Genomic DNA, 16,173 nt, shown 5'->3' on the forward strand with positions numbered 1-16,173 from the left:
GCCTAGACGCTCCACGCGGAGAGCCGTACGGGAGGTGTCCCGCGCCGCCCCTCGTACCGGACCGGTCCGCTCACCCGTCCCCCTCGCGCTCCGCCAGGAAGCGCTCGAACTCCTGCCCGATCTCGTCCGCCGAGGGGATGTCCACCGGCTCGGCGAGCATGTTGCCGCGGGTCTCGGCGCCCGCGACGGCGTCGTACTGGTGCTCCAGGCCCTCGACGAGGGCGGTGAGTTCCTCGTCGCCCTCGCGGATCTGGCGGTCGATCTCGGTCTGGGTGCGGTGCGCGTCGGTGCGCAGCGCGTGGGCGACGCCCGGCAGCACCAGTCCGGTGGCGGCCGTGATGGCCTCCAGGACGGTCAGGGCGGCGTCCGGGTACGCGGAGCGCGCGATGTAGTGCGGCACGTGCGCGGCGACGCCCAGGACGTCGTGGCCGGACTCCATGAGGCGGTACTCGACGAGCGCCTCGGCGCTGCCCGGCACCTGGGCCTCGTCGAAGGGGCTGCGGTGGCCGGGGATCAGGTCGGTGCGGTTGCCGTGCGGCGTGAGGCCCACCGGGCGGGTGTGCGGGACGCCCATGGGGATGCCGTGGAAGTTCACCGAGAGGCGGACGCCGAGGCGCTCCACGATCTGCCGTACGGCGGCGGCGAAGCGCTCCCACTCGACGTCGGGCTCGGGGCCGGACAGCAGCAGGAAGGGCGCCCCGGTGGTGTCCTGGACGAGGCGGACCTCGATGGCCGGGTCCTCGTACTCGGTCCAGCGGTCGCGCCGGAAGGTGAGCAGGGGGCGGCGGGCGCGGTAGTCCACCAGGCGATCGTGGTCGAAGCGTGCGACGAGCTGGTGGGGCAGCGTGTCGAGGAGCCGGTCGACGATCTGGTCGCCGGTCTCGCCCGCGTCGATGTAGCCGTCGAAGTGGTAGAGCATGACAAGGCCGGCGGACTCCTGGGCGAGCGCCATGTCGACGACGGCCAGGCCCTTCGGTTCCCACGTGTACAAACCCTGCGGATCAAGCACAGTGACCGCTCCTCCTCGTGTTCGTAGTCCACAACGCCCTTGCGGGCGTGGGCATTCCCCGAGGAGGGACGCGGGAAGGCATGATCGCTCCGGCGCGCCGGGAGGCCGCGGGCCCGTGCCGGCACGGCTGAGGGGCCGTACCCCGGAAGGTACGGCCCCTCAGTCAGGAGCTACTGCTCAGAGTGAGCTGGGCTCAGCTCTGGCCGCCCGCGAGCTTCTCGCGGAGCGCAGCCAGCGCCTCGTCCGAGGCCAGGGCACCGGAGGTGTCCGCACCCTCGGAGGAGTACGAACCGCCACCCGCGGCCGGAGCCGCACCGGCGGCGTCGCCGCCCTCGGCGGCAGCGGCAGCGTCGGCCTCGCGGCTCTTGATGACCTGCTGCTGGTGCTGCTCGAAGCGGGTCTGCGCCTCGGCGTACTGGTGCTCCCACGCCTCGCGCTGGGTCTCGTAGCCCTCGAGCCAGTCGTTGGTCTCGGGGTCGAAGCCCTCAGGGTAGATGTAGTTGCCCTGGTCGTCGTACGACGCGGCCATGCCGTACAGGGTCGGGTCGAACTCGACCGAGGCCGGGTCCGAACCGAACGCCTCGTTGGCCTGCTTCAGCGAGAGGCTGATGCGACGGCGCTCGAGGTCGATGTCGATGACCTTGACGAAGATCTCGTCGTTGACCTGGACGACCTGCTCCGGGATCTCCACGTGGCGCTCGGCCAGCTCGGAGATGTGGACCAGACCCTCGATGCCCTCGTCCACGCGGACGAACGCACCGAACGGAACCAGCTTCGTGACCTTACCGGGCACGACCTGGCCGATCTGGTGCGTGCGGGCGAACTGCTGCCACGGGTCTTCCTGGGTCGCCTTCAGCGACAGGGAGACGCGCTCGCGGTCCATGTCGACGTCCAGGACCTCGACCGTGACCTCCTGGCCGACCTCGACGACCTCGGAGGGGTGGTCGATGTGCTTCCAGGACAGCTCGGAGACGTGGACCAGACCGTCGACGCCACCCAGGTCCACGAAGGCACCGAAGTTGACGATCGAGGAGACGACGCCGGAACGGACCTGACCCTTCTGGAGGGTCGTGAGGAACGTCTGGCGGACCTCGGACTGGGTCTGCTCCAGCCAGGCACGGCGGGACAGGACCACGTTGTTGCGGTTCTTGTCCAGCTCGATGATCTTGGCCTCGAGCTCCTTGCCCACGTAGGGCTGGAGGTCGCGAACGCGGCGCATCTCGACCAGGGAGGCCGGGAGGAAGCCACGGAGGCCGATGTCGAGGATGAGACCACCCTTGACGACCTCGATGACGGTACCGGTGACGATCCCGTCCTCTTCCTTGATCTTCTCGATGGTGCCCCAGGCACGCTCGTACTGGGCGCGCTTCTTCGAGAGGATCAGGCGGCCTTCCTTGTCCTCCTTCTGGAGAACAAGGGCCTCGATCTCGTCACCGACGGCGACGACCTCGTTGGGGTCGACGTCGTGCTTGATGGAGAGCTCGCGGCTCGGGATGACGCCTTCGGTCTTGTAACCGATGTCGAGCAGGACCTCGTCCCGGTCGACCTTCACGATGACGCCGTCGACGATGTCGCCGTCGTTGAAGTACTTGATCGTCTCGTCGATCGCGGCGAGGAAGGCTTCCTCGTTACCGATGTCGTTGACCGCTACCTGCGGGGTGGTGGCGGTGGTCTCGGTGCTGCTCGTCATGTGGGAAAGGGCTCCGGTACGGACATTGAGTCGTAGGTACTGCTTACGCCGGGAGCCCGTTTCGCTCTGCAGAAGCCGGACAGCCTAGGAAGCGCCCCACCAGGAATGGTGATGGCGCCTCGACAACCGAGGGGACATACAACAGATGCGAGCGCGACCTGCTACGTCTGAGGTGCGCAGGCCCGCAGCGCAACTTGTAGCATACGGGGGCAGCCGGGCAGGGTCAATGCGCGAAGCCGCCCACGGGGGGCGAACGGCGCAAACCCGGCACACATCCTGTCCCGCCGGGCCGTGAGGGCCGCGCGGAGAGCCGCGCTCGCCGCCGTGCGCGGACCCCGCCGGGACGGGGTTGGACGGAAGAGTACGACGAGGGAGCCGATCATCCAAGAGCCCGTATCGTCCGAGCCCACCGAACCCGAGCCGGAGGCCACCCGGCGCGACGCCGACGTGGTGGAGAGCTCCCGGGCCAATCGCGGCTGGTGGGACCGCAACGCGGACGAGTACCAGACCGAACACGGCACGTTCCTCGGCGACGACCGCTTCGTGTGGGGCCCGGAGGGCCTGGACGAGGTCGAGGCCGAGCTGCTCGGCCCGCCGGAGGACCTCGAGGGCCGGGACGTCCTGGAGATCGGCGCCGGCGCCGCCCAGTGCTCGCGCTGGCTGGCCGCGCAGGGCGCCCGCCCGGTCGCGCTGGACATCTCCCACCGCCAGCTCCAGCACGCGCTGCGCATCGGCGGGACGGTCCCGCTGGTGTGCGCCGACGCCGGCGCGCTGCCGTTCGCGGACGCCTCCTTCGACCTGGCCTGCTCGGCGTACGGCGCGCTGCCGTTCGTGGCGGACCCGCGGCTGGTGCTGCGCGAGGTGCACCGGGTGCTGCGCCCGGGCGGCCGTCTCGTGTTCTCCGTGACGCACCCGATCCGCTGGGCGTTCCCCGACGAGCCCGGCCCCGAGGGGCTGACCGTGTCGGCGTCCTACTTCGACCGCACGCCGTACGTCGAGCAGGACGAGGAGGGCCGGGCGGTGTACGTCGAGCACCACCGCACGCTCGGCGACCGCGTGCGGGACGTGGTGTCGTCCGGCTTCCGCCTGGTGGACCTGGTGGAGCCGGAGTGGCCGTCCTGGAACACCTCGGAGTGGGGCGGCTGGTCGCCGCTGCGCGGTGCGCTGCTCCCGGGGACGGCGATCTTCGTGTGCGTACGGGACTGAGGTGATGGCCGGGGGTACGACGGGGGGCACGACCGGGGGCGTGATCCGCCACGACGCGCTGGACGCCCTTCCGGTGCGCGCGGCCCTGCCGGGGCTGCGCGCCGCGCTGGACGGGCCCGGCACCGCGGTGCTCGTGGCGCCGCCCGGCACGGGCAAGACGACGCTGGTGCCGCCGGCCCTGGCCGGGCTGCTCGGCGGGGGCCCGACGCGGCGGGTGGTCGTGGCGGAGCCGCGCCGGATCGCCGCGCGGGCCGCGGCGCGCCGGATGGCGTGGCTGCTGGGCGAGCGGACCGGCGGGAGCGTCGGGTACACGGTGCGCGGCGAGCGGGTCGTGGGGCGGCACACGCGCGTGGAGGTCGTCACGACCGGTGTGCTGCTGCAACGCCTGCAGCGCGACCCGGAGCTGGCGGGCGTGGACGTGGTGGTGCTGGACGAGTGCCACGAGCGGCACCTGGACGCGGACACGGCGGCGGCGTTCCTGTGGGACGTGCGCGAGACGCTGCGCCCCGAGCTGCGGCTGGTGGCCGCCTCCGCCACGACCGACGCCGAGGGGTGGGCGCGGCTGCTGGGCGGTGCGCCGGTGATCGAGGCGGAGGGCACCGCCCATCCCGTCGAGGTGGTCTGGGCGCCGCCCCCGCGCGCGGTGCGGCCGCCGCACGGCCTGCGCGTGGATCCCGCGCTGCTGGCCCACGTCGCGTCGGTGGTGCGGCGGGCGCTGGCCGAGCGGTCCGGGGACGTGCTGTGCTTCCTGCCGGGCGTCGGGGAGATCACGCGCGTCGCCGGGCAGCTGGGCACCGCGCTCGCCCAGGGCGACCTGGGGGACGTCGAGGTGCTCCAGGTGCACGGGCGGGCGCCGGCCGCCGTGCAGGACGCGGTGCTGGCGCCCGGTGCGCGGCGCCGGGTGGTGCTGGCCACGTCGGTCGCGGAGTCGTCGCTGACGGTGCCCGGGGTGCGGGTGGTCGTCGACTCGGGGCTGGCGCGCGAACCGCGGGTGGACCACGCGCGCGGGCTGAGCGCGCTGACGACCGTACGGGCCTCCCGAGCGGCCGGACGGCAGCGGGCGGGGCGGGCCGGGCGCGAGGCGCCGGGCACGGTGTACCGGTGCTGGGCGGAGGCCGAGGACGCGCGGCTGCCGCTGTACCCGTCGCCGGAGATCAAGGTGGCCGACCTGACGGCGTTCGCCCTCCAGGCGGCCTGCTGGGGTGATCCGGGGGCGTCCGGACTGGCGCTGCTCGACCCGCCGCCGGGCGGGGCGATGGCGGCGGCGCGGGCGGTGCTGACGGCGATCGGGGCGGTCGACGCGGACGGGCGGGCCACGGAACGGGGTGTGCGGCTGGCGCGGCTCGGGCTGCACCCCCGGCTGGGCCGGGCGCTGCTCGACACCTCGGGCGAGGGTGCGGAGGTCGTCGCGCTGCTGAGCGAGGAGGCGCCCCGCGAGTACGGGAACGACCTGGTGTCGGCGGTGCGTGCCGCGCGGCGCGGGGGTGACGCGTACGCCCAGCGGTGGCGGACGGAGGTCCGGCGGCTGCGGGCCGTCGCGTCGGAGGGGGCGGCGCAGGCCGTCACGTCGAAGGGGGCGGTACAGGCCGTCGCGTCGGAAGGAGCGGCGCGCCCGCCCGCTCGTGACGCCGGTTCCCCCGCGGGCGGCGGGGCCGGGGCCGGTGACGACCGGATCGCCGGGCGGGTCGCCGCGCTCGCCTTCCCGGAGCGGGTCGCCCGGCTCGACGGCGGGTCGTACCTGATGGTCTCCGGGACGCGGGCCGAGCTCGCCGAGGGGTCCGCGCTGCGCGGGGCGCCGTGGATCGCCGTCGCCGTCGCCGACCGGCCCGTCGGGCGCGGGCACGCGCGCGTACAGCTGGGGGCCGCGATCGACGAGGACGTCGCACGGCTCGCCGCCGGGGCGCTGGCCGGGGAGGCGGAGGAGGTCCGTTGGTCCGACGGGGACGTCGTCGCCCGGCGGGTCGAACGGCTGGGGGCGGTCGAGCTGGCCGTGCGGCCGTTGCAGCACGCCGACCCCCTGCTCGTGCGGGGCGCGCTGCTGGAGGGGCTGCGGCAGGAGGGGTTCGGCCTGCTGCGGTGGACGCCCGACGCCCTGGTGCTGCGGCAGCGGCTCACGTTCCTGCGGCTGCACCTCGGCGGGCCGTGGCCCGACGTGTCCGACGAAGCGCTCCACGCACGCGTGGACGAGTGGCTGGAGCCGGAGCTCGGCCGGGCCCGCCGCCGCGCCGACCTCGCCCGGATCGACGCCGGGCAGGCGCTCGGGCGGCTGCTGCCCTGGGCCACCGGGGAGGCCGCGCGCCTCGACGAGCTGGCGCCCGAGCGGGTCGCCGTGCCGAGCGGCTCGCGGATCCGTGTCGACTACGCCGACCCGGAGCGGCCGGTGCTCGCGGTGAAGCTGCAGGAGATGTTCGGGCTGACCGAGACGCCCCGGGTGGCCGGGGTGCCCCTGCTGGTGCACCTGCTGTCCCCCGCCGGGCGGCCCGCGGCCGTGACCGCCGACCTGGCGTCCTTCTGGAAGGACGGCTACCGGGGCGTACGGGCGGAGCTGCGAGGCCGTTACCCCAAGCACCCGTGGCCGGAGGACCCGGCCACCGCGGAGCCGACCCGGCACACGACGGCACGCCTCAGGCGCTGACCGGTGCCCCGCTGACACCGAGGCTCACGGGGCAGTTCTACGGCACGAACACCCGTTCTGGCGGCGCTACGGCAGCGGCGGGGCTCTGCGACGGGCTCGGGCTGTCCGACGGGGTCGGGGTCGACGACGCGGGCGCCGTGACGGTCAGTTCGACCGTGAGGGTCGCGCCGCCGGTGGTGGTGACCCGCAGCACGAAGGTGCCGGTGGTGTCGTCCGCGTACAGCTCGGGCAGCTTCAGCAGGCCGTTGGCGTCCGTCTCCAGGCCGGTGAGGGTGCGCACCGGTTTGCCGGAGGCGTCCTTGAAGTAGGGGCCCTTGTCGTTGGCGGTCGTGGCGTCGGCCGACGCCACCAGCGTGGCGGTGGCCGCGACCTTGCCCGCGGCGGCGCCCTTGTACGTCGCCTTCACCTCGACCCGGTCGGCGAACTCGCCCCCCGCGGTGCAGGTCAGCGCGGTGTCGCCGGTGCGGGTGAGGGCGTCGGCGGCACGCGCGGTGACCGTGGCCCGGTAGTCGACGGCGGTGACCGCCCGGCCGACCAGCAGGGCGCGGACGGTGAAGTCGCCGGTCTTCTCGCCCGCCCGCAGCGCGGGCGCGAGCGCGACGCCCTTGGCGTCGGTGACGACCGTGGCGTGCGACTCGCCGCCGGCGAAGGCAGCGTCCGTGTCGCCGACGATCGTGAAGCGGACGCGCACCTTGGCGACCGGCTTGCCGGACGAGGTCTCGGCGCGGGCGCTGATCCGGTCGGCGAAGGTGTCGCCGGCCCGGGCGCTCAGCGTGGCCGTGCCCGCGTCCTCGAGGTGGGCGACCGTGTCGGTCGGCGTCGGCGTCGGGGTGGGGCTGGGGGTGGGCGTCGACGGGGTGCTCGGGGTGCCGGGCTTCGACGGCGTGGCCGGGGTCGACGGCTTGGTGGTGCCGCCGGGCTTCGACGGCTTCGGGGCCGGCGACGGGGTCACGGGCACCGACGGCGACATCGGGGTGTCGTGCTCGTCGCTGCGGTTGCCGGGCAGGGAGCCCGAGCCGTCCGGGATCTCGTGGGTGCCCCTGCGGTAGAACTCCATCCACGAGCGGACGGTGTGCAGGTAGTCCTGCGAGTAGTTGTAGCTGAGGATGGCCTTCTTCAGGTCGGCCTCGACGGACAGGTCCCAGCCGTTGCGGCACAGGTAGTGGCCGGCGGCGAGCGCGGCGTCGTAGACGTTGTTGGGGTCGGCCTTGCCGTCGCCGTTGCCGTCGCGGCCCGCCCACGCCCAGGTGGACGGGATGAACTGCAGGGGGCCGATGGCGCGGTCGTAGGTGGCGTCGCCGTCGTAGGCGCCGTGGTCGGTGTCCTTGATGTGCGCGAAGCCGACGCCGTTGAGGACCGGGCCGAGGATCGGCGACACGGTGGTGCCGTCGGCGGTGACGCGGCCGCCGCGGGCCTGGCCCGACTCCACCTGGCCGATGGCGGCGAGCAGTTGCCAGGGCAGGTTGCAGCCGGGCTTGGAGGCGGTGAGTTCGGCCGCGGCCCTCTGGTAGGCGTCCAGGACGGTCGCGGGGATGCCGGCCTGGGAGGTGGTGCCCGTGCCGGTCGTCGGGCCGACGGTCGTGCTGGGCACGGGGGTCGGGCTGTTCAGCGGCGGCAGGTCCGTGTAGTACGGCGAGTTGCCGGTCGCGCCCGCGTCCGCGGCGGTCGGGTCCGGGGTGGCCTGCGCGTCGGCGGCGGACTGTCTCTCCTGGCCGTCCGTGGTGGTGACGTCGGGAGCCTGGGACGCGGACAGTGCCGCGACCGCCGCTGCGGCCACGGCGGTGGTGACCGCCCCCTTGCGCAGTCGCCTGCCGAAGTGCGCCGCCATGTGGTGAACCCCTCCCGTGGACGCCCGGGCGCCCGTCTCCGTCTGCCGTCGTGGTCGCGTTCCGTACCGGCCGGCGGTGACCGCTGGTGTGCCGGACGGTGTTCGTCCGTCAGGTGTGACGACCGAGCGGCCCGGCCGGTTGCCCCCGGGGGCGCGGTGCGGTGGTTTGCGATGGTCTGTTCAGTTGTCCGAGCGCGCCGAACGGCACGGCGCCCAGGCGACCCTACGACAACTTCTTTTGCACCGGCACCCGTTCGCGCCCGCTTTTCACCGTTCGGCCACGTCCCATCGGCGCGTGGGCGGGGTCCCGCATACTGAGTGGAGTCGATCTTCGTGTCGGCCGTCCGTCAACGTCCTGCTCGGGGAGCCCCGTTGCCGTTCACCCTCAGTCATGCCGCAGCCGTGCTGCCCGCGGTCCGCGCGGACGGGTCCGGGCGGGCGCGGCTGGTGCCGGCGGTCCTCGTCGCGGGCTCCTTCGCGCCGGACATGACCTATTACGCGGCGAGTGCCGTCCCCGGCGGGATGGAGTTCGGCGCCGTCACGCACTCCCTCCCGGGCGTCTTCACCGTCGACGTGCTGATCGCCTGGCTGCTGGTGGGCCTGTGGCTGCTGGTGCGCGAGCCGCTGGTGGCCCTGTTGCCCCGTGCCCGGCAGGGGAGGCCGGCCGCGCTCACCCGCTGCGGCGCACCCCCCGCACGCGTACGCCCGTCGCTGCTGTTGCGCTGGTACGCGTGCGCGGTGCTCGGCGCGCTGACCCACGTCTTCTGGGACGCGTTCACGCACCACGACCGGTGGGGCGTGCGGCTGTTCCCCGTGCTCGACGCCCAGGTGGCCGGCTCACCTCTGTACTGGTACCTCCAGTACGGCGGCTCGGCCCTGGCCGCGGTGGTGATCGCCGCGTTCGTCACCCATGCCCTGCGGTGCTCCCCCGCGGACGAACCCGTGGGGGTGCCGGCGCTGTCGGCGCGCGGGCGGTGGGGAGCGCTCGCGCTGGTCGGCGGCTGCGCGCTGGTCGCCGCGGTGCGGCGGGCCCTGGCGTGGCGGGACCACTGGGGACCGCGGGCCGAGCCGTGGGAGCTCATCCCGACGGTGTGCTTCGGGGCGGGCGCGGGGCTGGTGCTGGGGGTGGTGGTGTACGCCGTGGTGGTGCGGGTGCGGGTGCGGTTGCGCCCGCGGGTGCGGCGTCCGGCCGCCCGGAGCGGTGGTGCTGGTGGTGGTGCGGGCGAGGGTGCGGGTGCGCTCGGGCGGACGGACGGAGCGTCGGCGTCCCGGGGGTCCGGGGTCACCGGGGTCACCGGGGTCACCGGGGTGCCTGACGGCTCTGACGGCTCTGGCGGCTCCGGGGTCAGCGGGGAGCGGAGCCGTCCGGGCGCGCGGTGAAGGGCGCGGGGGCCGGTGCAGGGGTGAGGACGATCCTCAGGGTGCGGCGAGGTCTGGGGAGCCGTTCGAAGGCGCCGAGAGCCAGGTCCAGGTAACCGCGGGTCACCTGCCAGGCCGTGCTGTCCCACAGGCGGTTCAGGCCCCGGCGGGCGGGTGCGACGGCGTCGCGCAGGGCCGTGCGGGCGGTGCGGGGAAGCCGGGGACTCGCGGCGCCGGGGGCGCGGGCGGGGACCGTCGCGAAGGGCGGTGTGTCGGGCTTGACCTGCGTCTTTGCGGCGGACGTGGCATCAACGCGTGCGTGTGCCGTCCGGCGGTGGAGCATGCGTATACCCATGGCGGCATCTTGGCGCCGCGGGGGTGGCGGGGCGCTCTGTCGGGGGCCACGCGGGTGAGGGGTGAGGGCGGGGCGCCGGGGCGCGGGCCGCCCTCACCTCGGTCGTGAGGCCGGTTCGCTAGTGGGCCGCCGACTCCCAGTCGGGGCCCGCGCCCACCGACACGTCCAGCGGGGCCCTCAGGGTGACCGCCGTGGACATCTCCCGGCGGACCAGCTCCTCGACCCGCTCGCGCTCGCCGGGGGCGATCTCCAGGACGATTTCGTCGTGCACCTGGAGGAGCATCCGGGAGGCGAGGCCGGCCTCGCGCAGGGCCTCGTCCACCTTGAGCATGGCGATCTTGACGATGTCCGCGGCGGTGCCCTGGATCGGCGCGTTCAGGGCCATGCGCTCGGCGGCCTCGCGGCGCTGGCGGTTGTCGCTGTTGAGGTCGGGCAGGTACCGGCGGCGGCCGAAGAGGGTCGCCGTGTAGCCCGTGGCCCGGGCCTCGTCGACCGCGCGGCGCAGGTAGTCCCGCACGCCGCCGAAGCGCTCGAAGTAGGCGTCCATGAGGGCGCGTGCCTCCGCCGCCTCGATGTTCAGCTGCTGGGACAGGCCGAACGCCGACAGCCCGTACGCCAGGCCGTAGGACATGGCCTTGATCTTGCGGCGCATTTCCGCGTCGACCGCGGAACGCTCCACGCCGAACACCTGGGAGGCCGCCGTGGTGTGCAGGTCCTCCCCGGAGGTGAACGCCTCGATCAGGCCCGCGTCCTCGGAGAGGTGGGCCATCACGCGCAGCTCGATCTGGCTGTAGTCGGCCGTCATCAGGGACTCGAAGCTCTCGCCCACGACGAACCCGCGGCGGATCGCTCGGCCCTCGTCGGTGCGGACCGGGATGTTCTGCAGGTTCGGGTCCGTCGAGGACAGCCGGCCGGTGGCGGCGACGGTCTGGTTGAACGTGGTGTGGATGCGGCCGTCGGTCGCGATCGTCTTGATCAGGCCCTCGACGGTGACGCGCAGCTTCGCCTGCTCCCGGTGGCGGAGCATGATCACCGGCAGTTCGTTGTCCGTCTGGCCGGCCAGCCAGGCGAGGGCGTCGGCGTCCGTGGTGTAGCCGGTCTTGGTCTTCTTCGTCTTGGGCAGGCCCAGCTCGCCGAAGAGGACCTCCTGGAGCTGCTTGGGCGAGCCCAGGTTGAACTCGTGCCCGGCGGCCGCGTGGGCCTCCTTGACGGCCTGCTGGACGGCGCCCGCGAACATCTGCTCCATGGCCTCCAGGTGGGCGCGGTCGGCGGCGATGCCGTGCCGCTCCATGCGCGCGAGGAGCGCGGAGGTGGGCAGCTCCACGTCGCGCAGCAGGTCGGCCGCGCCGACCTCCTCCAGCCGGCCGCGGAAGGCGTCACCGAGGTCGTGGACCGCGCGGGCCTGCACCATGAGCGCCTCGGCCTCGGCGCCGTCGTCCGCGCCGAAGGCCAGCTGGCCGTCGGCGGTGGCGGCGGGGGCCAGCTCGCGGTTGAGGTACTCCAGGGACAGCGCGTCGAGGTCGAAGGACCGGCGGCCCGGCTTGACCAGGTACGCGGCGAGGGCGGTGTCCATCGAGACGCCGGTGATGCCCCAGCCGTGCTCGGCGAAGACCCGCATGGCGCTCTTGACGTCGTGGAAGACCTTGGGCCGCTCCGGGTCGGCCAGCCAGGCCGCCCACGCGCGCTCGTCGGCCTCGTCGAGCTCGGTGGGGTCGAACCAGGCGGCCGCTCCCCCGCCCGCGGCGAGGGCGACCTCGGCGACCGAACCGGTGCCCAACGCCCAGGTGTCGACGGTGGCCACGCCGAGCGGCTGCCCGGCGTGCTCGCTGAGCCAGCCGGCCAGCTCGCCGGTGCCGAGGACCGTGCCGTCGAGCTCCACGCCGGCCAGGACCACCGGGGCCGGGTCGGCCTGCTCGGCGCCCGGGTCGACGGCGAGCAGCCGCTCGCGCAACGACGGGTTGCGGATCTCCAGGGTGTCCAGCACCATCGCGACCGCCTTGCGGTCGTAGGGCGCGCGCTCGAGGTCGGCGACGGTGCGGTCCAGCTCGACCTGGCGCTCCAGCTCGGTGAGGCGGCGGTTGAGCTTGACCGACTCCAGGTGGTCGCGGAGGTTCTGGCCGGCCTTGCCCTTGACCTCGTCGACGCGCTCGACCAGCTCGGCGAAGGAGCCGAACTGGTTGATCCACTTGGCGGCGGTCTTCTCGCCGACGCCGGGGATGCCCGGGAGGTTGTCGGACGGGTCGCCGCGCAGGGCCGCGAAGTCGGGGTACTGGGCGGGCGTCAACCCGTACTTCTCGAAAACCTTCTCCGGGGTGAAGCGGGTCAGCTCCGACACGCCCTTGGTCGGGTACAGCACCGTGGTGTGCTCGGAGACCAGCTGGAAGGAGTCGCGGTCGCCGGTGACGATCAGCACGTCGAAGCCCTCGGCCTCGGCGCGGGTGGCGAGGGTGGCGATGACGTCGTCCGCCTCGAACCCCTCCACGGCGAAGCGCTGGGCGTGCATCGCGTCGAGCAGCTCGCCGATCAGCTCGACCTGGCCGCGGAACTCGTCCGGGGTCTTGGAGCGGTTGGCCTTGTACTCGGTGAACTCCTCGGAGCGCCACGTCTTGCGCGAGACGTCGAAGGCGACGGCGAAGTGCGTGGGCGCCTCGTCGCGCAGCGTGTTCGCCAGCATCGACGCGAAGCCGTAGATCGCGTTGGTCGGCTGGCCCGTCGCGGTGGTGAAGTTCTCCGCGGGCAGCGCGAAGAACGCGCGGTAGGCCAGCGAGTGCCCGTCCATGAGCATCAGGCGGGGCCGGCTGCCGCCGGGGGTCGTCTCGGTCTTCTTCGCTGCTGTCTCTGCCACGCCCCCGATCCTGCCACGCCCCACTGACACGAGCGTCCGTCGGCTCGACCGGGGGCGATGACCGGGCGGTGACGGAGGGGGTGCCCCCCCCGGGGGGCATGACGGCAGGGACGTGACGGCAGGGACGTGACGGGCGCGGGCCGGGAGCGCCGGCCGGGACGCGCCGCGGAGCGCCGCGCTGCGGTGCGGTGCGGTGCGGTGCGGTGCGGTGCGGTGACAGTGGGTGCCGGCGCCGGTGCCCGCTGTCGTGCCCGGCCCGTCCCCCCGTCGGTCGTGCGTGCGAGGATCGGGGCGGAAGTTCGTCGGTGTGCGCGAAGGAGAGTGCGCGATGGCAACGAAGCCGCCCCAGGCCGATCCGGTGCAGGACGCGCCGCAGGTCGCCGGACCGCAGCACGCCGCGGCCGGGCTGGCCGCCATCGGGCACACGCTGCGCGCCGCCCAGCGGCAGATGGGCGTCCGGCGCACGATGCTGACCCTGCTGAACGTCAACCAGAAGGACGGCTTCGACTGCCCGGGCTGCGCCTGGCCCGAGCCGGACCACCGGCACAAGGCGGAGTTCTGCGAGAACGGCGCGAAGGCGGTCGCCGAGGAGGCCACCCTGCGCCGGGTCACGCCGGAGTTCTTCGCCGCGCACCCGGTCGCCGACCTGGCGGGCCGCAGCGGCTACTGGCTGGGACAGCAGGGCCGCCTCACCCACCCCATGTACCTGCCCGAGGGCGGCGACCACTACGAACCGGTCACCTGGGAGCGCGCGTTCGACATCGTCGCCGAGGAGATCGGCGCCCTCGCCTCCCCCGACGAGGCCGTCTTCTACACCTCGGGCCGCACCAGCAACGAGGCCGCGTTCCTCTACCAGCTCTTCGCGCGCGAGCTGGGCACGAACAACCTGCCGGACTGCTCCAACATGTGCCACGAGTCGTCCGGTTCGGCGCTCAACGAGACCATCGGCATCGGCAAGGGCAGCGTCCTGCTGGAGGACCTGCACCGGGCCGACCTGATCATCGTGGCCGGCCAGAACCCGGGCACCAACCACCCCCGCATGCTGACCGCGCTGGAGGAGGCCAAGGCGAACGGCGCGCGGATCATCAGCGTCAACCCGCTGCCGGAGGCGGGGCTGGAGCGGTTCAAGAACCCGCAGACGGCCAAGGGGCTCACCGCGGGCGCCGCCCTCACCGACCTGTTCCTGCAGATCCGCATCGGCGGCGACCAGGCCCTGTTCCGCCTCCTGAACAAGCTGGTGCTGGAGACGGAGGGCGCGGTCGACGAGGAGTTCGTCCGCGAGCACACCCACGGCTTCGAGGAGTTCGCCGCGGCGGCCCGCGCCGCGGACTGGGACGAGACCCTCAGGGCGACCGGCCTCACGCGCGCGGAGATCGAGCGGGCCCTGGACATGGTCCTCGCGTCGCAGCGCACCATCGTCTGCTGGGCCATGGGCCTGACCCAGCACAAGCACTCGGTGCCGACGATCCGGGAGGTGGTCAACTTCCTGCTGCTGCGCGGCAACATCGGCCGCCCCGGCGCGGGCGTGTGCCCGGTGCGCGGCCACTCCAACGTGCAGGGCGACCGCACGATGGGCATCTTCGAGCGGCCCGCCCCGGCGTTCCTGGACGCCCTGGAGGAGGAGTTCGGCTTCACCCCGCCGCGCGCCCACGGCTACGACGTGGTGCGCGCCATCCGCGCCCTGCGCGACGGCGAGGCGAAGGTGTTCTTCGCGATGGGCGGCAACTTCGTCTCCGCCTCCCCCGACACGGAGGTCACCGAGGCGGCCGTGCGGCGGGCCCGGCTGACGGTGCACGTGTCGACGAAGCTGAACCGCTCGCACGTCGTCACGGGCGCGCGGGCGCTGATCCTGCCCACCCTCGGCCGCACCGAGCGCGACGTGCAGGACAGCGGCGAGCAGTTCGTGACCGTCGAAGACTCGATGGGCATGGTGCACGCCTCCCGCGGCCGGCTGGAGCCGGCGAGCGGGCACCTGCTGTCGGAGCCGGCCATCGTGTGCCGGCTCGCGCGGCGGGTGCTCGGCGGGCGCAGCGTCGTGCCGTGGGAGGAGTTCGAGGGGGACTACGCGGCGGTCCGGGACCGCATCGCGCGCGTGGTCCCCGGCTTCACGGACTTCAACGCGCGCGTGGCGCGGCCCGGCGGCTTCGCGCTGCCGCACGCCCCGCGCGACGAGCGCCGCTTCCCGACGGCGACCGGCAAGGCCAACTTCACGGCCGCGCCGGTCGAGTACCCGGAGCTGCCCGAGGGCCGGCTGCTGCTGCAGACGCTGCGCTCGCACGACCAGTACAACACCACGATCTACGGCCTGGACGACCGCTACCGGGGCATCCGGGGCGGCCGCAGGGTCGTCCTGGTCAACGCCGGGGACGCACGGGCGCTGGGCGTGGCGGACGGGTCGTACGTGGACCTGGTGAGCGAGTGGAAGGACGGGGTGGAGCGGCGGGCGCCGGGCTTCCGGGTGGTGGTCTACCCGACGGCACGGGGCTGTGCGGCGGCCTACTACCCGGAGACGAACGTCCTGGTGCCGCTGGACGCCACCGCGGACACCAGCAACACCCCGGCCAGCAAGTCCGTCGTGGTGCGTCTGGAACAATCGGCCACCGACTGAGCGTTTGCTCAGGCGGCGCCGGCCGGCGCTGCCCGTCCTGTACGACGACGAACGGAGCCCGGGCACCATGGGTGAGCAGCAGCACGTGAAGTTCCCGCAAGAGGTCATCGACGAGTACGCCGCGCTCGGCGTGGACCTGCACGCGATGTTCTCCGCCGGGCACCTGGGCACGCGCATGGGCGTGCAGATCCTCGAGGCCTCCGCCGAGCGCGTGGTCGGCACGATGCCGGTCGAGGGCAACACCCAGCCGTACGGGCTGCTGCACGGCGGGGCCTCGGCGGTGCTGGCCGAGACCCTGGGCTCCGTCGGGTCGATGCTGCACGGCGGCAGCTCCAGGATCGCCGTGGGCGTGGACCTGAACTGCACGCACCACCGCGGGGTCCGCTCGGGCCTGGTGACCGGTGTGGCCACGCCCGTGCACCGGGGGCGCTCCACGGCCACGTACGAGGTCGTGATCAGCGACGAGGAGGGGCGGCGGGTGTGCACCGCGCGGCTGACCTGTCTGCTGCGGGACGTGCGCACGGGCCAGGACACCAACGGCTGACGCCCGTCCCCGTCGCCCCCGCCCTGCCCGTCCCCGTCGCCCCCGCCCTCCCCGTCCCCGTCCCCGTCGCCCCCGCCCTCCCCGTCCCCGTCGC

General features: G+C 73.9%; 10 protein-coding genes. 5 read left to right on the forward strand and 5 right to left on the reverse strand.

Going from position 1 to position 16,173, the window contains the following annotated elements:
* Positions 1–70 precede the first annotated feature (70 nt).
* On the reverse strand, positions 71–1,009 hold the full coding sequence (locus E4U91_RS09050; protein WP_137306367.1) for a PAC2 family protein: 939 nt from the start codon (positions 1,007–1,009) through the stop codon (positions 71–73).
* Between the two features lie 193 nt (positions 1,010–1,202).
* Entirely contained in the window at positions 1,203–2,699 is a 1,497-nt protein-coding gene (gene rpsA, locus E4U91_RS09055) for a 30S ribosomal protein S1 (RefSeq protein WP_137306368.1), read from the reverse strand.
* Between the two features lie 324 nt (positions 2,700–3,023).
* Here rpsA and E4U91_RS09060 point away from each other — a divergent pair, with 324 nt between their 5' ends.
* Positions 3,024–3,905, forward strand: coding sequence for a class I SAM-dependent methyltransferase (locus E4U91_RS09060; RefSeq protein ID WP_422070892.1), 882 nt, complete (start codon positions 3,024–3,026; stop codon positions 3,903–3,905).
* Between the two features lie 40 nt (positions 3,906–3,945).
* On the forward strand, positions 3,946–6,540 hold the full coding sequence (hrpB, locus tag E4U91_RS09065) for an ATP-dependent helicase HrpB (protein ID WP_137306369.1): 2,595 nt from the start codon (positions 3,946–3,948) through the stop codon (positions 6,538–6,540).
* A gap of 37 nt (positions 6,541–6,577) precedes the next feature.
* Here hrpB and E4U91_RS09070 read toward each other — a convergent pair whose 3' ends face one another.
* Entirely contained in the window at positions 6,578–8,368 is a 1,791-nt protein-coding gene (locus tag E4U91_RS09070) for a lytic transglycosylase domain-containing protein (RefSeq protein WP_137306370.1), read from the reverse strand.
* Positions 8,369–8,740: 372 nt separating this feature from the next.
* On the opposite strand from E4U91_RS09070, the gene E4U91_RS09075 reads away from it, so the two are divergent.
* A complete protein-coding gene (locus E4U91_RS09075; RefSeq protein WP_137306371.1) occupies positions 8,741–9,748 on the forward strand; it encodes a DUF4184 family protein in 1,008 nt (335 codons plus the stop codon).
* Here E4U91_RS09075 and E4U91_RS09080 read toward each other — a convergent pair.
* Positions 9,714–10,082 carry a hypothetical protein gene (locus tag E4U91_RS09080; RefSeq protein ID WP_137306372.1) on the reverse strand — a complete coding sequence of 123 codons (369 nt, stop codon included), beginning with the start codon at positions 10,080–10,082 and terminating at the stop codon, positions 9,714–9,716. The two genes, E4U91_RS09075 and E4U91_RS09080, sit on opposite strands and share 35 nt — an antisense overlap.
* 118 nt (positions 10,083–10,200) lie before the next feature.
* Positions 10,201–12,927 carry a DNA polymerase I gene (gene polA / locus E4U91_RS09085; RefSeq protein ID WP_137306373.1) on the reverse strand — a complete coding sequence of 909 codons (2,727 nt, stop codon included), beginning with the start codon at positions 12,925–12,927 and terminating at the stop codon, positions 10,201–10,203.
* 328 nt (positions 12,928–13,255) lie between these two features.
* On the opposite strand from polA, the gene E4U91_RS09090 reads away from it, so the two are divergent.
* Positions 13,256–15,535, forward strand: coding sequence for an FdhF/YdeP family oxidoreductase (locus E4U91_RS09090; protein ID WP_137306374.1), 2,280 nt, complete (start codon positions 13,256–13,258; stop codon positions 15,533–15,535).
* 67 nt (positions 15,536–15,602) lie between these two features.
* A complete protein-coding gene (locus E4U91_RS09095; protein WP_137306375.1) occupies positions 15,603–16,079 on the forward strand; it encodes a PaaI family thioesterase in 477 nt (158 codons plus the stop codon).
* Positions 16,080–16,173: the final 94 nt, after the last annotated feature.

Origin of the sequence: Streptomyces lasalocidi, from assembly GCF_005280215.1 — a bacterium.
Taxonomy (GTDB): domain Bacteria; phylum Actinomycetota; class Actinomycetes; order Streptomycetales; family Streptomycetaceae; genus Streptomyces; species Streptomyces longwoodensis.